The organism is Amycolatopsis sp. NPDC003861, assembly GCF_053605405.1.
On sequence record NZ_JBSGJD010000010.1, the window covers coordinates 21,884 to 41,717 of the forward strand.

The window sequence follows — 19,834 nt, forward strand, 5'->3', positions numbered from 1 at the left end:
ACCGTGTCCCGCATGGAACGCATCAACCCGCCGGAGCTGGGCCGGCCGTCCGGGTTCTCGCACGCGGTGGTGGCCGAGGGCCGGGTGGTCTTCCTCGCCGGGCAGACCGCGCTGGACGCGTCGAACAAGATCGTCGGCGACGGCGTGGTCGAGCAGTTCGAGCGCGCGCTCGGCAACCTCCTGGCGTCGCTGCGCGCGGCCGGCGGCTCCCCGGCGGATCTGTGCAGCGTGACGGTCTACATCGTCGACATGGCCGATTACCGCGCCCACGCGCGCGAGATCGGCCGGGTGTGGAAGCGCCTCGCGGGCACGGAGTACCCGGCGATGGCGGGCATCGGCGTGTCCCGGCTGTGGGACGAGGAGGCGCTGGTCGAGGTCCAGGGCTTCGCGGTGCTCAGCCGAGGTTGATCGCCTTCGCGACGTACGCGCGGGCCGGCGTCTCCAGTTGCGCGTGCAGTTGGAAGAACAGCTCGGCCGCGCGGATCCCGGACCAGCCGGCCGGCAAAAACTCCGCGGGCAGGCCCGGGTCGAGGTAGGGCATCCGCCGCCAGCCGGTCAGCACCCGGACGTAGTCGGCGAACGCCTGCTCCTCCGTCACGGACTTGCGCCGCAGCGCCGGCCCGTGCTCGTCGAGGAAGGTCGTGTACAGCTCGTCCAGCCGGTCGAGGTCCCACCAGTCGCGGACCTTCGCCGCGACGTCGCCGAAGGCCAGGTGGTCGGCGCGGAACAGGTCGGCGTACCCGGCCAGGCCGAGCCGGGTGAGCGCTTCCTCGGTCGCCACGTGCAGGTGGGCCGGGGCGATCCAGACGCCGGAGGCCGCCGTGCCGAAGCCCATCCGGGCCAGCTGCGTGCGCAGGAGGTGGCGCTTGTGGCGTTCGGTCTCGGGCACCGAGAACACCGCGAGCAGCCAGCCGTCGGCCGGGGTCGCGCGGCCGCGGCGGAAGATCCGCTCGTCGCCCTCGCGCAGGATTTCGCGGGCTTCGTCGGACAGTTCGTAACCCGCCGTCGCGTCGCGGCGGACCGCTTCGAGGATCCCGCGCCGCTTCAGCCGGGAGATCGACGAGCGCACCGCGGGCTCGTCGACGCCGACCGCGGCCAGCAGGTCGATCAGCGAGGCGACCGAGAGCCAGCCGCCTTCGGTGCGCGAGTAGAGGCCGTACACCGTCACGATGAGCTGGCGAGGCTGGGCGGACCGGCCGGAGCCGTCCAGTTCGGTTGCCTCGGGTACGGCCGTCATCGCGCCACGATAGCAACTCCCGGCCGGATCGCTCCGCTACGATTTCGCCGCGATGCTGCCAGCCACCAAGGGGATCTTCGACCGGCTCACCCGCCGGGGCCGCCTGATGACCAAGCGGACCTGCGACCGGCAGGGCCACGTGCTGCGCGGCGGGCGCTTCCTCTTCCGCACGCCGACCGCGTGGGAGTACGCCGCCGCCGTGGCCGGGGGCAGTGATCCGGCGGCGCAGCGGTGGCTCGGCTGGCAGCGCGACTCGATCGTCGCCGAGCCGGCGCGGGCGGACGCGCTGCGGGTCGTGCCCGGCACCGGGCCGGACTGGGCGTCCCCCGATCCGCAGTCCGTCGACCTGGTGATGATCGACGTCGAGGCCAACCGCTGCGTCGGCCTGGTGAGCGTGCACACGGGCGAGGACGGGGGCCCGGAGACCGGCGGCTACCTCGCGCCGGCGTACCGCGGCCGCGGGTTCGGGCGCGTGCTCTTCGCGGCCGGGCTGACGCTGGCGCACGACCACCTCGGCCTGGCGCGGGTGCGGGCCGGTGCGGAAGTCGGCAACGTCGCCAGCGCGCGGTCGCTGCAGGCGGCCGGGCTCGGCCGGGTGGGTGGCCCGCCGACGTACCGGCTGCCGGACGGCCGCGTCACCGAGGCGTGGTGGTTCCAGCACGACGTCCCGCGCCCGACGCGGTGCGGTGGGCCGCAGGCGACGTGGTTCCCGGCTGCTCCGGTGCTGTGAAACTTCGGCGCTCGCCGACGTTTTCCGCGGCTAACTTCGCGCTATGACTTCGCTTTCCGCTCCGGTTCCGCCCGTGCCCGTCGATGGTGCTCCGGGGAGCGTCGCGTGGCTGCGGGCGTCCGTGGCCCGCTTCAGCAACGGCGCCGACCACGTCCGGCGGCGGGCGCTCGCCGTCGACCTGCTGGGTCCACTTGACGTGGAGTTGTTGCAGGACAACGCTTTCTCCCGTACTTCGGCGATCGTGGCGGGTGTCGAAGTCGTCGACGTGATGGCGCGGATCGCGCGGCCGGTGCCGGTGGGGGTGCTCGCCGAAGCGCTGGGCCTGCCGGACGTCTCGGCCGACGTCGTCCCGCTCGCGGCGGCCTACCACCCGCACGTGACGCCGGGCGCGGACGCGGAAGCGGCGTTGGCGCGGCTGATCGAGGTGTGCGGCGGGCCGACGGAACTCGCGGCGGCGCGGATCGGCCTGCTCGTCCAGGCCTGCGACGCCACGGCGGGGCTCATCGGGAACGAGCTTTTCGCGGCCCTGACCGGAAAACCGGCCGAACAGCCGGTGCTCGCCACGCGCCGCCGGGTCGACGGCGCCGACGTGACGGTGTCCCTCGCCGGGACGCCGTTCGGGGCGGGGCCGCGCGCGTGCCCGGGCGCGCGGCAAGCGCACGCTCTCGCGGCCGGCGTTCTCGGGGCGTTGCGTGGATTCCGCCTGACAGAAGCGGAAGTCTCCTGGGTTTCGTCGCCGAATCTCCGGATGCCCGTTTGCCTGCGGGTGACCCGCGGCTGAACGGCCCGGGGCTTCTGCTAAGACTTACCGCGTTCATCCTTTGGGGGAAGGCGGGGAATTGCTGTATTTCAACGGCCTGCTCGGCGTCGTCACGTTCGGGTTGTGGATCTTCTGCCTGGTCGACGTGATCACCACGGACGAGGGGTCCTGCCGCAACCTGCCGAAGGGGTTGTGGCTGCTGCTCGTGCTGGTGGTGCCGCTGGTCGGCTCGATCATCTGGCTGGTGGCGGGCCGTCCGCAGCAGGTGGCGCGGGCGCGCGGCCCGTACGAGCGCCAGGCGCCGGCGTTCCCGGAGTACGACCGCCCGGGCCGCTTCGCGGCCACGAGCCCGGAAGACGACGAGGAATTCCTCCGCAAGTGCCGGGAACGCGCGGAAGCCCAGCGCAAGCTGGCCCGCGAAAAGCGCGGCGACGAATAACGCCGTGTCGACCCTCTGATCACGGGGGTCAGCAGGTGGGGCCTTCGCAGGTGCCGCGTTCGTAGGCTTCCAGGGTCGTGATGACCAGGCGGCGCTCGGCCGGAGTGAGCGGGGTCAGGGCGTCGCTCCAGGCCTTGGCGCCGCGGGCGAGCCAGGCGTCGACGGCCGGGCGCTTGTCGTCGGTGATGCTGACGATCGTGCGGCGGCGGTCGGCCGGGTCTTCGTCGCGGTTCAGGACGCCCTGGCGGCTGAGGTCGCCGACCATCAGGCTGGCCGTCGTCGGGGCCACCTGGAGGCGGGTGGCGAGTTCGGTGACCGTCATCGGGCCGTCGAAGAGCAGGTAAGACAGCAGCGAAAGGTGCCGCGGCGCCAGCGCGCAGCCGTCGAGCTCGGCCGGCACCGGGGTGCGCTTCGCGCGGCCGACCAGCCGGGGCATGAGCAGCAGGAGCTGCCGCACGCCGTCCTCGACACTCGGTCCGGTCTCCGTTGACACCGCTCACCTCCCGTCGGTAGCTTTGCTTGCAAAACAAACTCTTCGCCCGAGCGTACCTCGCGCCCGCTTGAGCGTACCGGCCAGAAACAAGGGGATCCCATGACCACGCCAGCCGAGATGAACGACTTCAACAAGCAGGTCGTCGAGGAATTCCGGGCCAACGAGGGCAAGGTCGGCAACTACTTCGAGGGCAAGAACGTGCTCTTGCTCACCACCACCGGCGCGAAGAGCGGCGCGGAGCGCCTGTCCCCGCTCGTCTACACGAAGGACGGCGACCGCTACGTCGTCGCCGCGTCGATGGGCGGCGCGCCGAAGAACCCGGCTTGGTACCACAACCTGGTCGCCAACCCGAAGGTCACGGTCGAGGTCGGCACCGAGAAGTTCGAGGCGACGGCCACCGTGATCGCCGACCGCGCCGAGCGCGACCGCCTGTACGCGGGCATGGTCGCGCACGCGGAGGGCTTCGCGGAGTACGAGACGAAGACCACCCGGGTCATCCCGATCGTGGTCCTGGAGCGCTAGGAACCGATCGGCGCTGGCGCGCGTCGCGGCGGGCCGATCGGCGCGGGCTCCGTACGAAGACTCCCGCGCGCGGTTCCGGCGGCTGACGCCGGCGCTGTTGGCTGCGGGGGGCTTCGTGGCTCCGCGCCACCGGTGCCGAAGGTGCCCCGCGGCCGGGAACCGACGAGCGTTAGGAACCGATCGGCGCCGGCTCGGGCTCGGCGCGCGTTGCGGCGGGGCGGTCTGCCTCCTGCTGTTCCGCGCGCCGGGTGTCCTTGCGGGTGATCAGGCGCTTGCCGACGTCGATGAGGGGCTTCTCGACCCAGCGGTGGATGAGGTCCGCGATCGCCAGGCCGACGATGAACACCGTCAGCGCCGAGACCGTCCGGTGCGGTGCGAGCCCCGGCACCGCCTGGACCACCGCGAAGTGCACCGGCCCCTGCAGCAGGTACAGCGAGTACGAGCGCTCACCGACGAACCGCATCGGGGCCGTGCTCAGCAGCCAGCGCAGCGGGCCCGGGCTCACCAGGACGATCAGCAGGAGCATCGTCAGCCCCGCGTACGCCACCAGCAGCCACAGGTTGTTGCGGGTCTCGTGCCACAGGTCGTCGAAGTTCGTGTGCAGCAGCGCGAACGCCGCGACGATCGGGATCGCCGCCAGGGGGTGGGTCAGCGGCTTCAGCAGCGCGTACCCGCGGCGGTAGTGCAGCAGGATCGCCAGCAGGCAGCCGCCCGCCAGGATGAAGTAGTGGATCGTCGAGCGGTAGATCGCCGTCTGCGATTCGTTCAGGACGAAGCCGCCGGTGGTCAGCGGGACCAGGGCCAGCAGCGCGATCATCGCCGTGCCGACCAGCAGGAACTTGCGCTTCGCCGCGCCGATCCCGATCGCGACCAGCAGGAACGGCCAGACCAGGTAGAACTTCTCCTCGATCCCGAGCGTCCACGAGCCGCTGAAGAAGTTGTCCGTGCCGGTGGTGGCCGCCGGCAGGAACTCGTTGAGGAACGTCAGGTAGTACTTCAGCGCCTGCGGGAAGTCGCGCGAGTAGAACTCGCCGCGGAGGATCACGAACGCCACGATCCCGCCGAGGATCACCAGGTACGGCGGCAGGATCCGGAACACGCGCCGGATGTAGAAGTTCGACAGCGAGATCCGGCCGTTGCGGTCCTGCTCGCGCAGCAGCAGCGTGGTGATCAGGAACCCGGACAGCACGAAGAAGAGGTAGACGCCGACCCAGCCCGACAGCCACGTCCAGTTCGGCCCGCCGAAGTGGAAGAAGATGACCATCGTCGCGGCGAGCGCGCGCAGGCCGTCGAGCCCGGGGAACCGCCGCATGCCGAGGTAGTCCTCGTGACTCATCGTGCGCAAAACGGTTCCCCTATCGGTGTGATCAGGCCGGCCGAGTATATGGCCCCCGATCCCCGGCCTTCTGCCCGCCTCACCCGGCCCGGAAGACGTTCCCGGCGTCGTACCGGCGCTTCAGCTCCCGCAGCCGCCGCAGGTCGGCGCCGGAAAAGACGCTCTCCGCGACCTCCTCCGGCGCATGCTCGCCGTAGACGAACGGCAGCAGCCGGCCGGTCGTCCACGGCGCCAGCGCGTCGAACAGCTTCGCGTGCACGCGCCGGGCCGTCGCGACGCCGTCGTCGCCGACCACCGTCAACGCCCGGACGACGAACTCGGCCGCCGAGTCCCAGCCCACGCCCGGCACCCCCGGGGTCCGGGCGAGCTCACCGCCGAGCCGGTCGATGATCAGCACCGGCGGCGCGGCCGCGCCCGGGCCCGCGTGCTCGACGATCGCGTCGAGCATGGCGTCGTTCAGCTGGGAAACGGTCGCGTTGGTGCCGTGGTAGCCGTGCGGCTGCCGCGGCTCGGCCGCGATCGACCCCGACTCGGTGAACGGCATGCGCCGCAGCGTGTCCCCCAGCGCGGGGGCGACGGCCCGCAGCGGCGCGACGACGTCGTCGCCGTCCTCGCCGAGGTAGGCGATCCGGACCTGGGCGACGTGCCGGCCGCGCACCGGCGCGGGCACCACCGGCAGGTCGGGGTACTGGATCATGGCCAGTGACGTCGTCAGCGGGTCCGGCGCGGCCGCCGACCACGTCCGCCAGGCGCGCAGCACGGCCGGCACGTCGGCGCCGTCGAAGGTGAGGCTGCCGCCGTAGAGCTCGGCGACCGGCAGGAGGGCGAACTCGATCGCCGTCACGACGCCGAAGCCGTCGCGGCCGCCGCGCAGGGCCCAGAACAGGTCCGAGCCCGGCTCGACGCGCCGGAGCTCGCCGTCGGCGGTCACGACGTCGAGGGCGCGGACGTGGTCGGCGGCCCGGCCGTACCGGCGGGCCATCAGCCCGAAGCCGCCGCTGAGCGTGTAGCCGACGACGCCGACGTCCGGCGACGAGCCGCTCAACGGCGCCAGGCCGTGCGCGCCGGCGGCTTCGATGACCGCTTCCCACCGGACACCCGCCTCGACCCGGGCGGTCCGGGCCGTGGCGTCGATCTCGACGCCGGTCATCCGGCGGGTGCTGATCAGGACGCCGTCGGTGCCCGCCGTCAGGCCGTGCCCGGTGGCCTGGACCGCGACGGGCAGCCGGTGCTCGGCGGCGTAGCGCACCGCGGCGACGACGTCTTCGGCGCTCTCGGCGGCGACGACGGCCGCGGGTGACGTCGGCACCGCCGTCTGGAATCCGGCGATTTCTTCGGTGTACCCGTCCTGGCCGGGCTGGAGGAGGTTCATGCCTCCAGCTTCGGGCGAGCCCGATCAGAAGTCCAAGATCTGGTTTTTCTGCTGACTAGAATCAGTGCTTATGGAACTGCATCAGCTCGCCTACTTCGTCGCTGTCGCGGAAGAAGGCAACTTCACTCGCGCGGCCGAGCGCCTGCACGTGGCTCAACCCGGGGTGAGTGCGCAGGTCAAACGCCTGGAGCGGGAGCTGGGGCAGGAGCTGCTGGACCGCTCCGGCCGGACGGTCCGGCTCACCGACGTCGGCGCGGCGGCCCTGCCGCACGCCCGGGCCGCGCTCGCGGCGGTGCAGGGGGTGCGCGAAGCCGTCGAGGAGCTGGCCGGGCTGGTCCGTGGGCAGGTCGCGATCGGCATGGTGACGTCGGTGGGCCCGATCGGGCTGCCCGACCTGCTGGCCGGCTTCCACGAGCGGTACCCGGCGGTCGAGATCACGCTCTCGGAGGCCGACTCCGACACGATGCTGGCGGCGCTGCGCGAGGGGCGGCTCGACCTCGCCGTCGTCGGCATCTCGACGGCTCCGCCGCCCGGCATCGCGACGCAAGTGCTGCTCGAAGAGCCGTTCCTGGCCGTCACCGCGCCGTCCGGTCCGCTGGCCGGGCGGGACGAGGTGGCGATCCCCGACCTCGACGGCCTGCCGCTGATGGCGCTGCCCAAGGGGACGGGCCTGCGCACGGCGTTGGACGCGGCCTTCGCCCGGGCGGGGCTGACACCGCGGATCGCGTTCGAGGCGGCCGATCCGAACTTCCTGGTGCAGCTGGCGACGCGGGGGCTGGGGGTGGCGATCGTGCCGGCGTCGCTGGCTCGGTACCACCAGGCGGAGCTGCAGGTCGTCGGGCTCCGCGGGCCGGGGCTGCGGGGCATGCTCGCGCTGGCGTGGCGGACGGAGGGGCCGCTGAGTCCCGCCGCGCGGGCGTTGATCGCGTTCGCCCGGGCAGCTCAACATTCTTGACAGGTCGTCAACAGGAGCGTTCCCTCAGGTGATGACCGAGACCGCCCTTCGCGACGCCGTCATCGGCGCCGGGCTGCTGGCCGGCAGCGCGAACGTGATCATGCAGCTGTCCCGCGCACCCGTCGGCCACGGCGTCCTGGAGAGCCGGGTCGACAGCGGCAACCTCTTCCGCCACCCGGCGAAGCGGACGCGCACCACGCTGACCTACCTGGCGGTCGCGACGATGGGCACCGACGCCGAGCGCGCGGCGTACCGGCAGGGCGTCAACCGGGCGCACGCGCAGGTGCACTCGACCGCGTCGAGCCCGGTCGCGTACGACGCCTTCGACACCGACCTCCAGCTGTGGGTCGCGGCCTGCCTGTACAAGGGCTTCGAGGACGTCTACCTGGCGTTCGTCGGCGGCGAGCCGGAGCGGTTCTACGCCGAGGCCGCCGCGCTCGGGACCACGCTGCAGGTGCGTCCGGAGATGTGGCCCGGCGACCGGGCGGCCTTCGAGGAGTACTGGGCCGGCGGGCTGGCCGCGATCGGCGTCGACGACACCGTGCGCCGGTACCTGACCCGGATCGTCGACCTGGAGTTCCTGCCGCCGGTGTTCGCCGTGCCGGGACGGCGGTTCCACCGGTTCGTGACCACGGGGTTCCTCCCGCAGCGCTTCCGCGACGAGATGCGGCTGCCCTGGACCGCCGCCGACCAGCGCCGGTTCGCCGCGCTCCTCGCCGCGCTCGGCCGGGTCGTCCGCGTCCTGCCCGGGCCGCTGCGGCGGTTCCCGTTCAACCTCTGCCTGGTGGATCTGCGGTGGCGGTTGCGGACCGGCCGCCCGCTCGTGGGGAGTTGACCGCCTCCCGCGGGGGCGCGAGGGTGGGCCCATGAGCGGTGATGAGGTGCGCCACGGCGTCAAGCTGAGCAGTCTCGACCAGGAGGTCTTCCCGGACGCGGGGGTCACCAAGCGGGAGCTGCTCGACTACCTCGAGGCGGTGTCCGGCCGGATGCTGCCGGAGCTGCACGACCGGCTGCTGAGCGTGGTGCGGGTGCTGCGCGGCCAGGAGCCGTTCATGCAGAAGAACCTGCCGAAGTACACGCCGGAGTGGGTCGAGCGCCGGGCGCTGTGGGCCGACCGCTCGCGGCGCGAAGTCACCTACGCGCTCTGCAACGACCTGCGCACGCTGCTGTGGTTCGGCAACCAGCGCGCGATCGAGTACCACACGACGCTGTTCCGCGGCGATCCCGCGAGCGGGCCGACGCACCTGATCCTCGACCTCGACCCGCCCGCGGACGCACCCTTCTCGCTGGCCGTGGGGGCGGCCGAGCTGGTGCGGGAGGCGTTGCGCAAGGACGGTCTCGACGGCGCGGTGAAGACCAGCGGTTCGAAGGGCGTCCACGTCTTCGTGCCGCTCGCGCCCGGACAGTCGACGGAGGACATCGCGGCGGCGACCCGCGCGGTGGCGGCCCGCGCCGAGCGGATCGACCCGGCCCTGGGCACGACGGAGTTCGTGGTCGAGCGCCGGGAGGGCAAGGTGTTCCTGGACTCCACGCGGGCCGGCGGCGCAACGGTCGTTTCGGTGTACAGCCCGCGCCACCGCCCGGGCGCCCCGGTGTCGTACCCGGTCCGCTGGGCCGACGTCGCCGACGTCAAGCCGGGCGACTTCACGGTGCACACGGTCCCGGCCCTGCTGGGCGACGGTGACCCGTGGACGGAGGAGATGCCGGAGCCGTTCGTGCTGCCCGCGGACCTGGTCGAGGAGGGGCACACCATCCCGATCGCCCGCGTGGTGGCGATGCACGAGGGGAAACGCCGCGCCCGGGCGGCTCGTGAGGCGAGTTCGTAGCGGGTCAGGCGGCCTGGTTGTGGCCGTAGCCCAGGGGGCGGCGCAGGGTCGCCCGGGTGAACGTCACGATGCGGGCCGGCGGCTGCTCGACGCGGTGGCGGGCCAGCCAGACGACGTCCCGGCCGAACGACCACGCCAGCGAAGCCAGCGCGACCGCCACCGCGGCGAACGTCAGGACACCCGGCAACAGGCCCGAGACCGCGACCACCAGGACCACGCCCTGCACCGCGGCCACCGTCTTGCGCGCCATGCTCGGGTACAGCGGCGAGGTCAGCCACGGCATCGCCCACGACGCCGCGACGAACACGTACCGCATCAGGCCGATCGCCAGCACCCACAGCCCCAGCGTGCGGGACACCTGGATGCACAGCAGCAGGATCAGGAACGCGTCGACCTCCATGTCGAACCGCGCGCCGAACTCCGACGTCGTTCCCGTGCGGCGGGCCACCTGACCGTCGAGGCCGTCCAGGAGCAGCGCGACGCCGACCAGGCCGACCAGCCAGCCGAGGGAGAAATCGCCCGAGGCGATCAGCTGCGCGGCGCAGCCGACGAGGATCGCGCGGGCGAAGGTGATCCAGTCCGCCGGCCCGAAGGCGGGGCGGCCGCTGCGGCGCAGCCCCCACTCGGTCAGCAGCACCAGCGCGAGGCCGTAGACGGCTCCGGTCGCCCAGGCCAGCGGGGCGGAACCGCCCGCGAAGACCCCCGCGGCGAGCACCGGCGCCGGGATCACCGCACGCAGGAGAAGGTCCTGTTTGATCATCGTCGACTCCGCGAATTGCTCATAGGGTGGCGACACCAGCCTCCGGTCGCCCGCTGAGGAGAAACACGTGGAACAGGCTTTCTGGGTTCAAAGTCCCGGCGCGGGACAGCTGCGCGAGGAGCGGCTGCCCGACCCCGGACCGGACGACGTGCTCGTCCGCACGCTGTGCTCCGGCGTCAGCCGCGGCACCGAAACCCTCGTCTTCCGCGGCGGTGTCCCGGCGAGCCAGCACGACGTCATGCGCGCCCCCTTCCAGGAAGGTGAGTTCCCCGGCCCGGTCAAGTACGGCTACCTCAACGTCGGCGTCGTCGAACACGGGCCGGAGCACCTCCGGGGCAAGACCGTGTTCTGCCTCTACCCGCACCAGACCGCGTACGTCGTCCCGGCGAGCGCGGTGACGCCGGTGCCCGAGAACGTCCCGCCCGGTCGCGCGATCCTCGCCGGCACGGTCGAGACCGCGGTGAACGCCGTGTGGGACGCGCGCCCGCGGCTCGGCGACCGGATCGCCGTCATCGGGGCCGGGATGGTCGGCGCGAGCGTCGCCAAGCTCCTCAGTGGCTTCCCGGCGGCGCGAGTGCAGCTGGTCGACGTCGATCCGGCCAAAGCGGACATCGCGGCTGCGCTCGGTGTCGACTTCTCGACTCCCGAAGAAGCACTGGGCGACTGCGACCTCGTGGTGCACGCCAGCGCGTCCGAGGCCGGCCTGGCCAAAGCCCTGGACCTGCTCGCGCCGGAAGGGGAAGTCGTCGAGCTGTCCTGGTACGGCGACCGCCGGATCAGCGTCCCGCTCGGGGAGAACTTCCATTCGCGACGCCTGGTGATCCGCAGCAGCCAGGTCGGGACGGTCGCGCGACCGGACCGCGACTACGCCGAGCGCCTCGGCATCGCACTCGAACTCCTGGCCGATCCGGCGTTCGAAGCCCTGGTCAGCGCCGAGTGCATGTTTGAAGATCTTCCTTCCGTGTTACCCCGGCTGGCGGCAAATGAACTTTCCGCCCTGTGCCTCCGTGTCATGTATCAGCCGCAGTGACCACGTCCACCCGAACGCATCGGAGGTCTTGGTGTTCAGCATCACCGTCCGTGACCACGTGATGGTCGCCCACAGCTTCCGCGGGGAAGTCTTCGGTCCCGCGCAACGCCTGCACGGCGCGACTTTCCTGGTGGATGCGACTTTCCGCCGCACCGAGCTCGACGAGGACAACATCGTCGTCGACATCGGCAAGGCCACGGAAGAGCTCAAGGCGGTGCTGAGCGACCTGAACTACCGCAACCTCGACGACGAGCCGGAGTTCAAGGGCGTCAACACCTCGACCGAGTTCCTCGCGAAGGTCATCGCCGACCGCCTGGCCGACGCCGTCCACGCCGGACGCCTCGGCGAAGGCGCGCGCGGCCTCGAAGGGATCGCCGTCTCGCTGCACGAATCGCACGTCGCGTGGGCGAGTTACGAGCGTGCACTGTGAACTCCCTTTACGTGATCCTCCCCGGAGACGTCGACGACTCGTCCGTCCCCAGTGGCGGCAACACCTACGACCGGCGGATGTGCGACCGGCTCGCCGCCGCGGGCTTCGACGTGCACGAGATCGCCGTCGCCGGCACCTGGCCACGGCCGGACACCGAGGCCCGCGCGGTCCTCGGCCACCTGCTCGCCGCGCTGCCCACCGGCTCGGCCGTGCTGCTCGACGGCCTGGTCGCCTGCGGCGTGCCCGAGGTCGTCGTCCCGGCGGCGCGGCGGCTGTCGGTGTCGGTGCTGGTGCACCTGCCGCTGGCCGACGAGACCGGCCTGCCGCCCGCGCTCGCCGCCGAGCTCGACGCGCTGGAGCGCGAGACGCTGCGGGCGGTCGGCTCGGTCGTCGCGACCAGCGAGTGGGCCGCACGCCGGCTGATCGACCACCACGGCCTCGCCCCGCACCGCGTGCACTCGGTGACGCCGGGCGTCGACCCGGCGCCGCTCGCCGTGGGCACCGACGGCGTCTCCCGGCTGGTCTGCGTGGCCAACGTGACCCCGCGCAAGGGCCAGGGCGTGCTCGCCCAGGCCCTCGAGACGGTCGCCGACCTGCGCTGGACGTGCGAATGCGTCGGCGGGATCCGCCGCGAGACCAAGTACGTCGAGCGGCTGCGCGAGCACCGGCTCGGCGCCCGCTTCACCCTCACCGGCCCGCGCACCGGCCGGGCGCTCGAGGCGACCTACCACACCGCCGACCTGCTCGTGCTGCCTTCGCGCGCCGAGACCTTCGGCATGGTCGTCACCGAGGCCCTCGCCCGGGGCGTGCCGGTGCTGACCACCGACGTCGACGCGCTGCCCGACACGGTCGGCGTCGCGCCGGACGGCTCGGTGCCCGGGATGCTCGTCCCCGGCGACGACGTCGAAGCGCTGGGCGCCGCCCTGCGCCGCTGGCTCACCGAACCGGCGTTGCGCGCCCGGCTCCGGGCGTCGGCCAAGCTGCGCCGCGAGACCCTGAGCGGCTGGGACGACACCGCCCGCCGGATCGCCGACATCCTCCTCCGGCAGGAGGCGGCGGCATGAGCGCGTTCGAGCCGGACTGGCTCTACCTGCGCGAACCCGCGGACGCCGCGGCTCGCGCGACCGAACTCGTCGACCCGCTCCGCGACTTCCTCCCGGAGGACTTCGTCGTCCGCGACCTCGGCTGCGGCACCGGCTCGCTCGGCCGCTGGCTGGCCGCCCGGCTGCCCGGCACCCAGCACTGGATCCTGCACGACCACGACACCGCGCTGCTCACCCACGCGCAGGCGAGCCTCCCGGGCACCGCGCTCGACGGCAGCCCGGTCGACGTCGTCGCCGAGCGGCGCGACATCACCGCGCTGCGGGCCGCCGACCTCGCCGGGACGTCGCTGGTCACCGCGTCCGCCCTGCTCGACCTGCTGACCCGGGACGAGATCACCGCGCTGGCCGCGGCGGTCGTCGAAGCGGGCTGCGCGGCGCTGCTGATGCTGTCGGTCACCGGCAAGGTGGAGCTCTCGCCCGCCGACCCGCTCGACCCCGCGCTCGCCGCCGCGTTCAACGCCCACCAGCGGCGGGTCACCGAAGACGGCCGGCGGCTGCTCGGCCCGAACGCCGTGGACGTCGCCGCGACCGCGTTCGGCAGGCTCGGTGCCACCGTCGTCCGCGCGGACAGCGCCTGGCGGCTCGGCCCGGACCAGGCGGAACTGCAGCGGCAGTGGCTCGAGGGCTGGGTCGGCGCCGCCGTCGAGCAGCTGCCCGAGCTGCGCCCGGTCGCCGACGTCTACCTGCAGCGGCGGCTCGAGATGGCGGCGGCCGGCGAGCTGCACGCGGTCATCCACCACGGCGACCTGCTGGTCCTGCCGCCGAGCCTGGAGGTGGCGGCGTGAAGCGCGCGCTGGCCTGGCTGCGGATCCTCGGCGCCGTCGGCATCCTCGCCGTCCTCGTCTGGCAGCTCGGCAGCGCCGCCTTCCTCGACGGACTCGGCCGGATCAGCGCGCCCGGCGTGCTGGCCGCCCTCGCCATCGGCTTCGCGACGACGGTGTTCAGCGCGGGCCGCTGGCAGATCGTCGCCACCCGGCTCGGCCTGCGGCTTTCGCTGCGCGCCGCGGTCGGCGACTACTACCGCGCGCTGTTCCTCAACGGCGTGCTGCCCGCCGGCGTCCTCGGCGACGTCCACCGCGCGGTGCAGCACGGCCGCGACAGCGGGGACGTGCCGCGCGGCGTGCGGGCCGTCGTCCTGGAACGCACCGCGGGCCAGGTCGTGCTGATCGCCTCCGCGGTCACCGTGGTGCTCGCGTCGCCGTCGGTCGTGCCCGCGGCGTTCCGCGAGGTCGTCGTGGTGGCCGGGGTGGTCGTCGTGCTGGCCGCCGTCGCCGCGCTGGTGGTGGGCCGCCTGCTGGGCGGGCGCTGGATCCACAGCCCGTCGAAGTGGCGCCGCGGCTTCGCCGTCACCCTCGCCGACGTCCGCCTCGGCCTCCTGACCCGCGAGACCTGGCCCAGCGTGGGCTTCCTGTCGGTCGCGACCCTGGCCGGGCACCTGGCGCTGTTCGTCGTCGCCGCCCGCGTCGCCGGGGTGGCCGCGCCGGTGTGGCAGCTCGTGCCCCTGATGGTCCTCGCGCTGCTCGCGATGGGCCTGCCCCTCAACGTCGGCGGCTTCGGCCCGCGCGAGGGCGTCTGCGCCCTGCTCTTCGGCGCGGCCGGTCTGGGGGCCGCCCAAGGTGTCACCGTCGCTGTCGTCTACGGCGTGCTCACGCTGGTCGCGAGCCTGCCCGGCGCCGGTGTCCTGCTCGTCCGGAGTGTCGCCGGGTTCCGCGTGACCCGCGCTCCGCACACCGGTGCCGTGCCCGCTCCGCGCGTCGCGGCCGGCACCGGGATCGAATCGGAAGTGGGGTTACAGTCATGACCGTAAGTGAGGTCGTCGGGGATCTGCCGCGCCGGGCCGTGGTCGAACGAGTCGTCGAGACCCGGCTGCCGACCCGGCACGGGACGTTTCGCGCGGTCGGCTACCTCGACCGCACCGGCACCGAGCAGGTCGCGCTGGTCTACGGCGACGTCTCCCCGCTCGGGGCGCTGACCCGGGTGCACAGCGAGTGCCTGACCGGCGACGTCTTCGGCTCGACGCACTGCGAGTGCGGCGACCAGCTGGCGGCGGCGCTGGACCGGATCGTCGAGGAAGGCTCGGGCGTGCTCGTCTACGTCCAGGGCCACGAAGGCCGCGGGATCGGCCTGCTCGCGAAGCTCGAAGCGATGCGGCTGCAGCAGGACGAAGGCCTCGACACGGTCGACGCGAACGTGGCGCAGGGCCTGCCGGTCGACGCCCGCGACTACCACGCGGCGGCGGGCATCCTGACCGACCTCGGCATCCGCTCGGTGCGGCTGCTGTCGAACAACCCGAAGAAGGTCGAACAGCTGACGCACTACGGAATCCGGATCAGCGAGCAGGTTCCGCTGCTGGTTCCGCCGAATCCGGAGAACCTGCGGTACCTGCGCACGAAGGCCGAGCGGATGGCCCACCTGCTGCCGCACCTGGACCAGGCCCTCGCCGGCTCGTGAGTGGTAAGGAGGGTTAGAACCCTCCTTACCACTCACGACAAGGTGAGCACCTCGAGGACGTTGGCGAAGCGCTGCACCAGCGTGTCCAGCACGACGTGCCCCTTCGCCGCACTCGCCAGCGAAGGACGGCCGACCACTCCCGACTCCGTGTACGCCCGCAGGCCCAGCGTCAGCAGGTGCTCCCGGTCGGTGACGTGGTCGGCCGTTTCGTGTCCGGGCCGGACCAGGTGCGGGTGGGCGTGCAGCAGGATCGACGTCTCCAGCTCGCCCGCGTGCATGTCGTCGTCCAGGGACGTCCGCAGGCCGGCCGCGGTGTGCGCCGCCTGCCAGTCCGCGACGCCGGGGAAGAGCGCCATCGCGCCCGCCGCTTCCTGGACCACATTGGACAGTACGTAGTTGCCGCCGTGCCCGTTGACCAGTACGAGCCGCTCCACCCCGGACGCCTTCAGCGACGCGGCGACATCGGTGACCACCGCGTGCAGCGTGCGCGCCGAAATGCTCACCGTGCCCGCCCACCCCGCGTGCTCGTGCGAGCACGAGATCGTGATCGGCGGCAGGTGGAGGACGGGGTACGCGGCGGCGACCGCGCCGGCCAGGGTGGCCGCGATCACCGTGTCGGTCGCCAGGGGCAGGTGGGCGCCGTGCTGCTCGAAGCTGCCGATCGGCAGCACCGCGACCGACGCCCGCCGCTCCTGCTCGTCGGCGGTGGTGGCGAGCGGGAACAGGTCGGTCATCTCCGCGGCCCTTCACTAGGTTGGTGGCATGACCGAGCATGCCGCACTACTGGACATCGCGCGCGAGGCCGTGGCGAAGGCGACCGAGATCGTCCGGTCGCGCCCGAGTTTTTCGGTTTCCGCGAAAGGCGATCGCGACCTGGTGACCGACGTCGACACCGCGGTCGAGGACGCGCTGCGGGCGTTCCTCGCCGCCGAGACGCCGGAGATCGGGATCCTCGGGGAGGAGCGCGGCCGCAGCGGGGACGGCGGCGGCCGCTGGTGGGCGCTCGACCCCATCGACGGGACGGCGAACTTCGCGCGCGGAATTCCACTGTGCGGGATTTCCCTGGCGCTCGTGGACGGCGAACACAGCACGGTCGCCGCGATCACACTGCCGTACCTCGGAGTCACCTACACCGCCGCGCGCGGTGAAGGTGCTTTCGCGAACGGAGAGCGCGTCGGCGCTTCCACCGCCACGGAAATCTCCGACGCGATGATCGCCGTCGGGGACTTCGCGATCGGCGAGCTCGCCGAAGAGAAGAACCGTGCGCGGCTGACCCTGCTGTCGGATCTCGGCGCGCGGGCGCAGAAGATCCGGATGCTCGGCACGGCGGCCATCGACCTCGCCTGGGTGGCGGACGGAAAGCTCGACGCCGCACTGATCCTGTCCAACAACCCGTGGGACACCATGGCCGGCGTGCTCCTCGTGCGCGAGGCCGGCGGCGTCGTCGTCGACCGCGACGGCACCGAGCACACGGTCGGTTCCGCGGCGACGATCGCCGTCGGCGCCGGGCTGCGCAAGGAGATCGTGGACGCACTTGATCGCGCGTACGGGGTTGTTCGTTAGGATTCCGGGGTACACCGTGGGCGGCGCCACAGCGCTCTTTTGCGCTGTCCGCGCAAGGTTTTCGGTTACGTTGGTACCGGTCGGCCGCCCAGCCTGGCATGCTGACCGGATCTCGTCGGCCACTTCGGAGAATGGTGGATGCTCGTGGAAAGTCGCCGGATCCGCGATCGGTACCGGCTGGTCGAGCCGATCGGCGGCGGCGCGATGGGCACGGTGTGGCGGGCCCAGGACGAGAAGCTCGACCGCACCGTGGCGATCAAGGAACTCCTGCTCCCGCACGACCACGACGAGCAACGCACCCAGGAGGCGAAGAACCGCGCGATGCGCGAGGCGCGGATCGCCGCCCGGTTGCAGCATTCCCACGCGATCACCGTGTTCGCCGTCCTCGAGGAGGAGGACCGGCCGTGGCTGGTGATGGAGTACCTGCCGTCGAAGAGCTTGGCCCTCGTGCTCGGCGAGGAGCCGGCCACGGTGGACGACGCCATCCGCGTCGGCGTGCAGATCAGTTCGGCGCTCGCGGGCGCGCACCGCGCCGGGGTCGTGCACCGCGACGTGAAGCCGGCCAACATCCTGGTCTCCGAGGACGGCACGGCGAAGATCACCGACTTCGGCATCTCGCGCGCGATCGGTGACGTCAAGCTGACGGCCACCGGCGAGATCGCCGGCACGCCCGCGTACCTCGCGCCCGAAGTGGCCCGCGGCGAGGACGCGGACTTCGCCGCCGACGTCTTCTCGCTCGGCGCCACGCTGTACGCCGCCGTCGAGGGGCAGTCGCCGTACGGCACCGCCGACAACCCGATCGCCTTGCTCTACAAGGCCTCCAGTGGCGAGATCGTGCCGCCGGAGAAGGCCGGCCGGCTGACCCCGCTGCTGGTGCGGATGCTCGCCTCCGAACCGGCCGAGCGCCCGTCGATGGACGAGGTCGAGCAGGAGCTGCTGGCGTTGCTGCCGGACGCGGAGCCCGGCGACTCGGTGCTCGCGGCGACGGTTCCCGAGACCGAGCCCCCGGCGGTGCCGGTCGTGCCGGCCGCCGTCACCGTGCCCGCGGGCGAGGTCACCGCGGTGTCGCCGGGGGCGCGCAAGGGCCTGATCGCCGTCGGGGCGGGCGCGGCGCTGCTGTGCGTGGCCGTCGTCGTGGCGATCCTGCTGGTCGTGCGGCAGAAGCCGCCGCAGGACAACGTCGCCGCGCCGCCGTCGCCGACGCCGTCTACCTCGGCGTCCGCGGCCCCCTCGACCCCGCCGTCTACGCCCGCGCCCTCCTCGCCGCCGACGTCGGCGCCGTCGACCGCTCCGACTTCGCCGACGGTCTCGACGGTGGCCTCCTCGAAGACGGCCGTCGACGCCCTCACCGCCTACTACGGGCTGCTGCCGAGCAACCCGGCGGCCGCGTGGAACCTGCTGACGCCGCACTTCAAGGCCTCGCGCAACCAGACGTACGAGACGTACAAGAACTTCTGGGGCCGGTACAAGTCGGTCCAGGTGAGCAACCCCCGGGAGGTCGGGCCGGGCCGCGTTACCGCGCGGGTCACCTACGACGGCGGGAACGCCGAGAACGACACCTTCACGCTCGTCCAGCAGAACGGCGTCTGGATGATCGACGCACAGAGCTGAACCGTTCCGGCGCGGGGTGCGTGTGACGTATGAGCCGTCACCGCCGTCGACCCACGCTGGAGGTAGCCGTGTCTGTTTCCGAACCCCGCCTGCTCCGGCGCGCGCGATGAGGCCCGCCGACCCGATGGTGTTCATCCTCCCGGCCGCGCCGCCGGGCAGCGACACCTACGACAAGCGGATGTGCCAGAACCTGCCCGCCGTCGGCCAGCCGGTGCTGGAGCTGCCGATCGCCGGCGACTGGCCGGAGCCGGACGCGACGTCGAGACGGAGACTGGCGCGGTCCCTCGCCGCGCTGCCGGACCGGACGGTCGTGCTGCTCGACGGCATGATCGCCTCCGGCGTGCCCGAGATCGTCGTCCCGCACGCGCGGCGGCTGCGGCTGGCCGTGCTGGTGCACCAGGCGCTGGCCGACGAGCCCGGCCTCGCCCCGGCGCACGCCGCGGAGCTCGACGCGTGCGAGCGCGAGACGCTGCGGATGGCCGGCATGGTCGTCGCGACCAGCCCCTGGCTCGCCCGGCTGCTGATCGACCGCCACGACCTGGACCCGGCCCGCGTCTACGTCGCCAAGCCCGGCACCGACGCGGCCCCGCTCGCGGCGGGCGCGGACGGCGTGTCCCGCCTGCTCTGCGTGGGGGACGTGACCCGCCGCAACGGCCACGACGTGTTGGTCCAGGCCCTCGGCGAGGTCGACCACCTGGCGCTGTCGTGCGTGTTCGCCGGCTCGCTGGAGGCGGACCCGGCGTTCGTCGGCGAGCTCGGCTGGTCGATCGAGCGGCTCGGCCTCGGCAACCGGATCACGCTCGCGGGCGACGCGGTCGACCTCGGCGCGGCCTACAACGCGGCGGACCTGCTGGTCATCCCGGCCCGCGCGGCGACGTCCGGCATGTTCGTGGCCCAGGCACTGGCCCGCGGCATCCCGGTCCTGGCCACCGAGGTGGGCGGGGTGTACGACGCACTGGGCGTCGACGCCGACGGCGAGATGCCGGGCCTGCTGGTGGCGCCGGACGACCCGTACGCACTGGCGGACGCACTGCACCGCTGGTACGCGGACCCGGAACTGCGCCGCTCCCTGCGCACGGCGGCGCTCGGCCGGGGCAGCGCGCTGGAGGAGTGGGACGTGGCCGCCCGGCGGCTGACGCACGTCCTGTCGCGGCTGGCGTCCGAACCGCGGATCGTCGCCTGACCCCCTTGCCGGGGTGCGGGGATTCCACGACCC

At 72.8% G+C, this 19,834-nt stretch carries 23 protein-coding genes; 17 read left to right on the forward strand and 6 right to left on the reverse strand.

Annotated elements, in window-relative coordinates:
- Positions 1–12 precede the first annotated feature (12 nt).
- A complete protein-coding gene (locus ACWEVN_RS04745) occupies positions 13–408 on the forward strand; it encodes a RidA family protein (RefSeq protein WP_452050284.1) in 396 nt (131 codons plus the stop codon).
- On the opposite strand, the gene ACWEVN_RS04750 is transcribed toward ACWEVN_RS04745, so the two are convergent.
- The gene (locus ACWEVN_RS04750) at positions 395–1,237 is read right to left on the reverse strand and encodes a PaaX family transcriptional regulator (protein WP_452050285.1); all 843 of its coding nucleotides are present in this window, start codon (positions 1,235–1,237) and stop codon (positions 395–397) included. The two genes, ACWEVN_RS04745 and ACWEVN_RS04750, sit on opposite strands and share 14 nt — an antisense overlap.
- A 52-nt stretch (positions 1,238–1,289) precedes the next feature.
- Between ACWEVN_RS04750 and ACWEVN_RS04755 the strand changes: the two genes are divergently transcribed.
- From ACWEVN_RS04755 to ACWEVN_RS04765, 3 genes are all read left to right on the forward strand, one after another.
- Positions 1,290–1,967 (forward strand): GNAT family N-acetyltransferase, encoded by a 678-nt coding sequence (locus tag ACWEVN_RS04755; protein ID WP_310968591.1) that lies wholly within the window; start codon positions 1,290–1,292, stop codon positions 1,965–1,967.
- Positions 1,968–2,088: 121 nt separating this feature from the next.
- The gene (locus ACWEVN_RS04760) at positions 2,089–2,748 is read left to right on the forward strand and encodes a hypothetical protein (protein ID WP_452050325.1); all 660 of its coding nucleotides are present in this window, start codon (positions 2,089–2,091) and stop codon (positions 2,746–2,748) included.
- A gap of 58 nt (positions 2,749–2,806) precedes the next feature.
- Positions 2,807–3,166, forward strand: coding sequence for a PLDc N-terminal domain-containing protein (locus ACWEVN_RS04765; RefSeq protein WP_449682604.1), 360 nt, complete (start codon positions 2,807–2,809; stop codon positions 3,164–3,166).
- Positions 3,167–3,194: 28 nt separating this feature from the next.
- Here ACWEVN_RS04765 and ACWEVN_RS04770 read toward each other — a convergent pair whose 3' ends face one another.
- The gene (locus ACWEVN_RS04770; RefSeq protein WP_452050286.1) at positions 3,195–3,659 is read right to left on the reverse strand and encodes a MarR family winged helix-turn-helix transcriptional regulator; all 465 of its coding nucleotides are present in this window, start codon (positions 3,657–3,659) and stop codon (positions 3,195–3,197) included.
- A gap of 99 nt (positions 3,660–3,758) precedes the next feature.
- Here ACWEVN_RS04770 and ACWEVN_RS04775 point away from each other — a divergent pair, with 99 nt between their 5' ends.
- Positions 3,759–4,181, forward strand: a complete 423-nt coding sequence (locus tag ACWEVN_RS04775; RefSeq protein WP_449682606.1) for a nitroreductase family deazaflavin-dependent oxidoreductase — start codon at positions 3,759–3,761, stop codon at positions 4,179–4,181.
- 169 nt (positions 4,182–4,350) lie between these two features.
- Here ACWEVN_RS04775 and ACWEVN_RS04780 read toward each other — a convergent pair whose 3' ends face one another.
- Complete coding sequence (locus tag ACWEVN_RS04780) at positions 4,351–5,517, reverse strand: acyltransferase family protein (RefSeq protein WP_449682719.1); 1,167 nt, start codon at positions 5,515–5,517, stop codon at positions 4,351–4,353.
- Between the two features lie 79 nt (positions 5,518–5,596).
- Positions 5,597–6,889 (reverse strand): FAD-binding oxidoreductase, encoded by a 1,293-nt coding sequence (locus tag ACWEVN_RS04785; RefSeq protein WP_452050287.1) that lies wholly within the window; start codon positions 6,887–6,889, stop codon positions 5,597–5,599.
- A 70-nt stretch (positions 6,890–6,959) separates the two neighbouring features.
- Between ACWEVN_RS04785 and ACWEVN_RS04790 the strand changes: the two genes are divergently transcribed.
- The 3 genes from ACWEVN_RS04790 to ACWEVN_RS04800 are packed head-to-tail and all read left to right on the forward strand — an operon-like array spanning position 6,960 to position 9,670.
- Positions 6,960–7,844 carry a LysR family transcriptional regulator gene (locus ACWEVN_RS04790; protein WP_449682608.1) on the forward strand — a complete coding sequence of 295 codons (885 nt, stop codon included), beginning with the start codon at positions 6,960–6,962 and terminating at the stop codon, positions 7,842–7,844.
- Between the two features lie 31 nt (positions 7,845–7,875).
- Positions 7,876–8,679: an oxygenase MpaB family protein gene (locus ACWEVN_RS04795; RefSeq protein WP_449682609.1), complete on the forward strand. Its 804-nt coding sequence runs from the start codon at positions 7,876–7,878 to the stop codon at positions 8,677–8,679.
- Positions 8,680–8,710: 31 nt separating this feature from the next.
- On the forward strand, positions 8,711–9,670 hold the full coding sequence (locus ACWEVN_RS04800) for a DNA polymerase domain-containing protein (RefSeq protein WP_449682610.1): 960 nt from the start codon (positions 8,711–8,713) through the stop codon (positions 9,668–9,670).
- Positions 9,671–9,674: 4 nt separating this feature from the next.
- Here ACWEVN_RS04800 and ACWEVN_RS04805 read toward each other — a convergent pair whose 3' ends face one another.
- Entirely contained in the window at positions 9,675–10,430 is a 756-nt protein-coding gene (locus ACWEVN_RS04805) for a CDP-alcohol phosphatidyltransferase family protein (RefSeq protein WP_452050288.1), read from the reverse strand.
- 67 nt (positions 10,431–10,497) lie between these two features.
- Here ACWEVN_RS04805 and ACWEVN_RS04810 point away from each other — a divergent pair, with 67 nt between their 5' ends.
- Genes ACWEVN_RS04810 through ribA form a run of 6 tightly spaced genes read left to right on the forward strand, consistent with a single transcriptional unit; the run spans position 10,498 to position 15,444 of the window.
- A complete protein-coding gene (locus tag ACWEVN_RS04810) occupies positions 10,498–11,460 on the forward strand; it encodes a zinc-dependent alcohol dehydrogenase (RefSeq protein WP_452050289.1) in 963 nt (320 codons plus the stop codon).
- A 31-nt stretch (positions 11,461–11,491) separates the two neighbouring features.
- The gene (locus ACWEVN_RS04815; protein ID WP_449682613.1) at positions 11,492–11,890 is read left to right on the forward strand and encodes a 6-pyruvoyl trahydropterin synthase family protein; all 399 of its coding nucleotides are present in this window, start codon (positions 11,492–11,494) and stop codon (positions 11,888–11,890) included.
- Positions 11,887–12,954: a glycosyltransferase family 4 protein gene (locus tag ACWEVN_RS04820; protein ID WP_449682614.1), complete on the forward strand. Its 1,068-nt coding sequence runs from the start codon at positions 11,887–11,889 to the stop codon at positions 12,952–12,954. The genes ACWEVN_RS04815 and ACWEVN_RS04820 overlap by 4 nt, the downstream gene beginning before the upstream one ends.
- On the forward strand, positions 12,951–13,778 hold the full coding sequence (locus ACWEVN_RS04825) for an SAM-dependent methyltransferase (protein ID WP_452050290.1): 828 nt from the start codon (positions 12,951–12,953) through the stop codon (positions 13,776–13,778). The genes ACWEVN_RS04820 and ACWEVN_RS04825 overlap by 4 nt, the downstream gene beginning before the upstream one ends.
- A complete protein-coding gene (locus ACWEVN_RS04830) occupies positions 13,775–14,794 on the forward strand; it encodes a lysylphosphatidylglycerol synthase transmembrane domain-containing protein (protein ID WP_449682616.1) in 1,020 nt (339 codons plus the stop codon). Before ACWEVN_RS04825 ends, ACWEVN_RS04830 begins: the two co-directional genes overlap by 4 nt.
- On the forward strand, positions 14,791–15,444 hold the full coding sequence (gene ribA / locus ACWEVN_RS04835; protein ID WP_449682617.1) for a GTP cyclohydrolase II: 654 nt from the start codon (positions 14,791–14,793) through the stop codon (positions 15,442–15,444). Before ACWEVN_RS04830 ends, ribA begins: the two co-directional genes overlap by 4 nt.
- Before the next feature lie 32 nt (positions 15,445–15,476).
- Here the strand turns inward: ribA and ACWEVN_RS04840 are convergent, their stop codons facing one another.
- The gene (locus ACWEVN_RS04840) at positions 15,477–16,178 is read right to left on the reverse strand and encodes a creatininase family protein (protein WP_452050291.1); all 702 of its coding nucleotides are present in this window, start codon (positions 16,176–16,178) and stop codon (positions 15,477–15,479) included.
- A gap of 28 nt (positions 16,179–16,206) precedes the next feature.
- Between ACWEVN_RS04840 and ACWEVN_RS04845 the strand changes: the two genes are divergently transcribed.
- From ACWEVN_RS04845 to ACWEVN_RS04855, 3 genes are all read left to right on the forward strand, one after another.
- Entirely contained in the window at positions 16,207–17,007 is an 801-nt protein-coding gene (locus ACWEVN_RS04845) for an inositol monophosphatase family protein (RefSeq protein WP_452050292.1), read from the forward strand.
- A 138-nt stretch (positions 17,008–17,145) separates the two neighbouring features.
- A complete protein-coding gene (locus ACWEVN_RS04850) occupies positions 17,146–18,618 on the forward strand; it encodes a serine/threonine-protein kinase (protein WP_449682620.1) in 1,473 nt (490 codons plus the stop codon).
- Positions 18,619–18,742: 124 nt separating this feature from the next.
- Positions 18,743–19,801 carry a glycosyltransferase family 4 protein gene (locus ACWEVN_RS04855; RefSeq protein ID WP_449682720.1) on the forward strand — a complete coding sequence of 353 codons (1,059 nt, stop codon included), beginning with the start codon at positions 18,743–18,745 and terminating at the stop codon, positions 19,799–19,801.
- Positions 19,802–19,834: the final 33 nt, after the last annotated feature.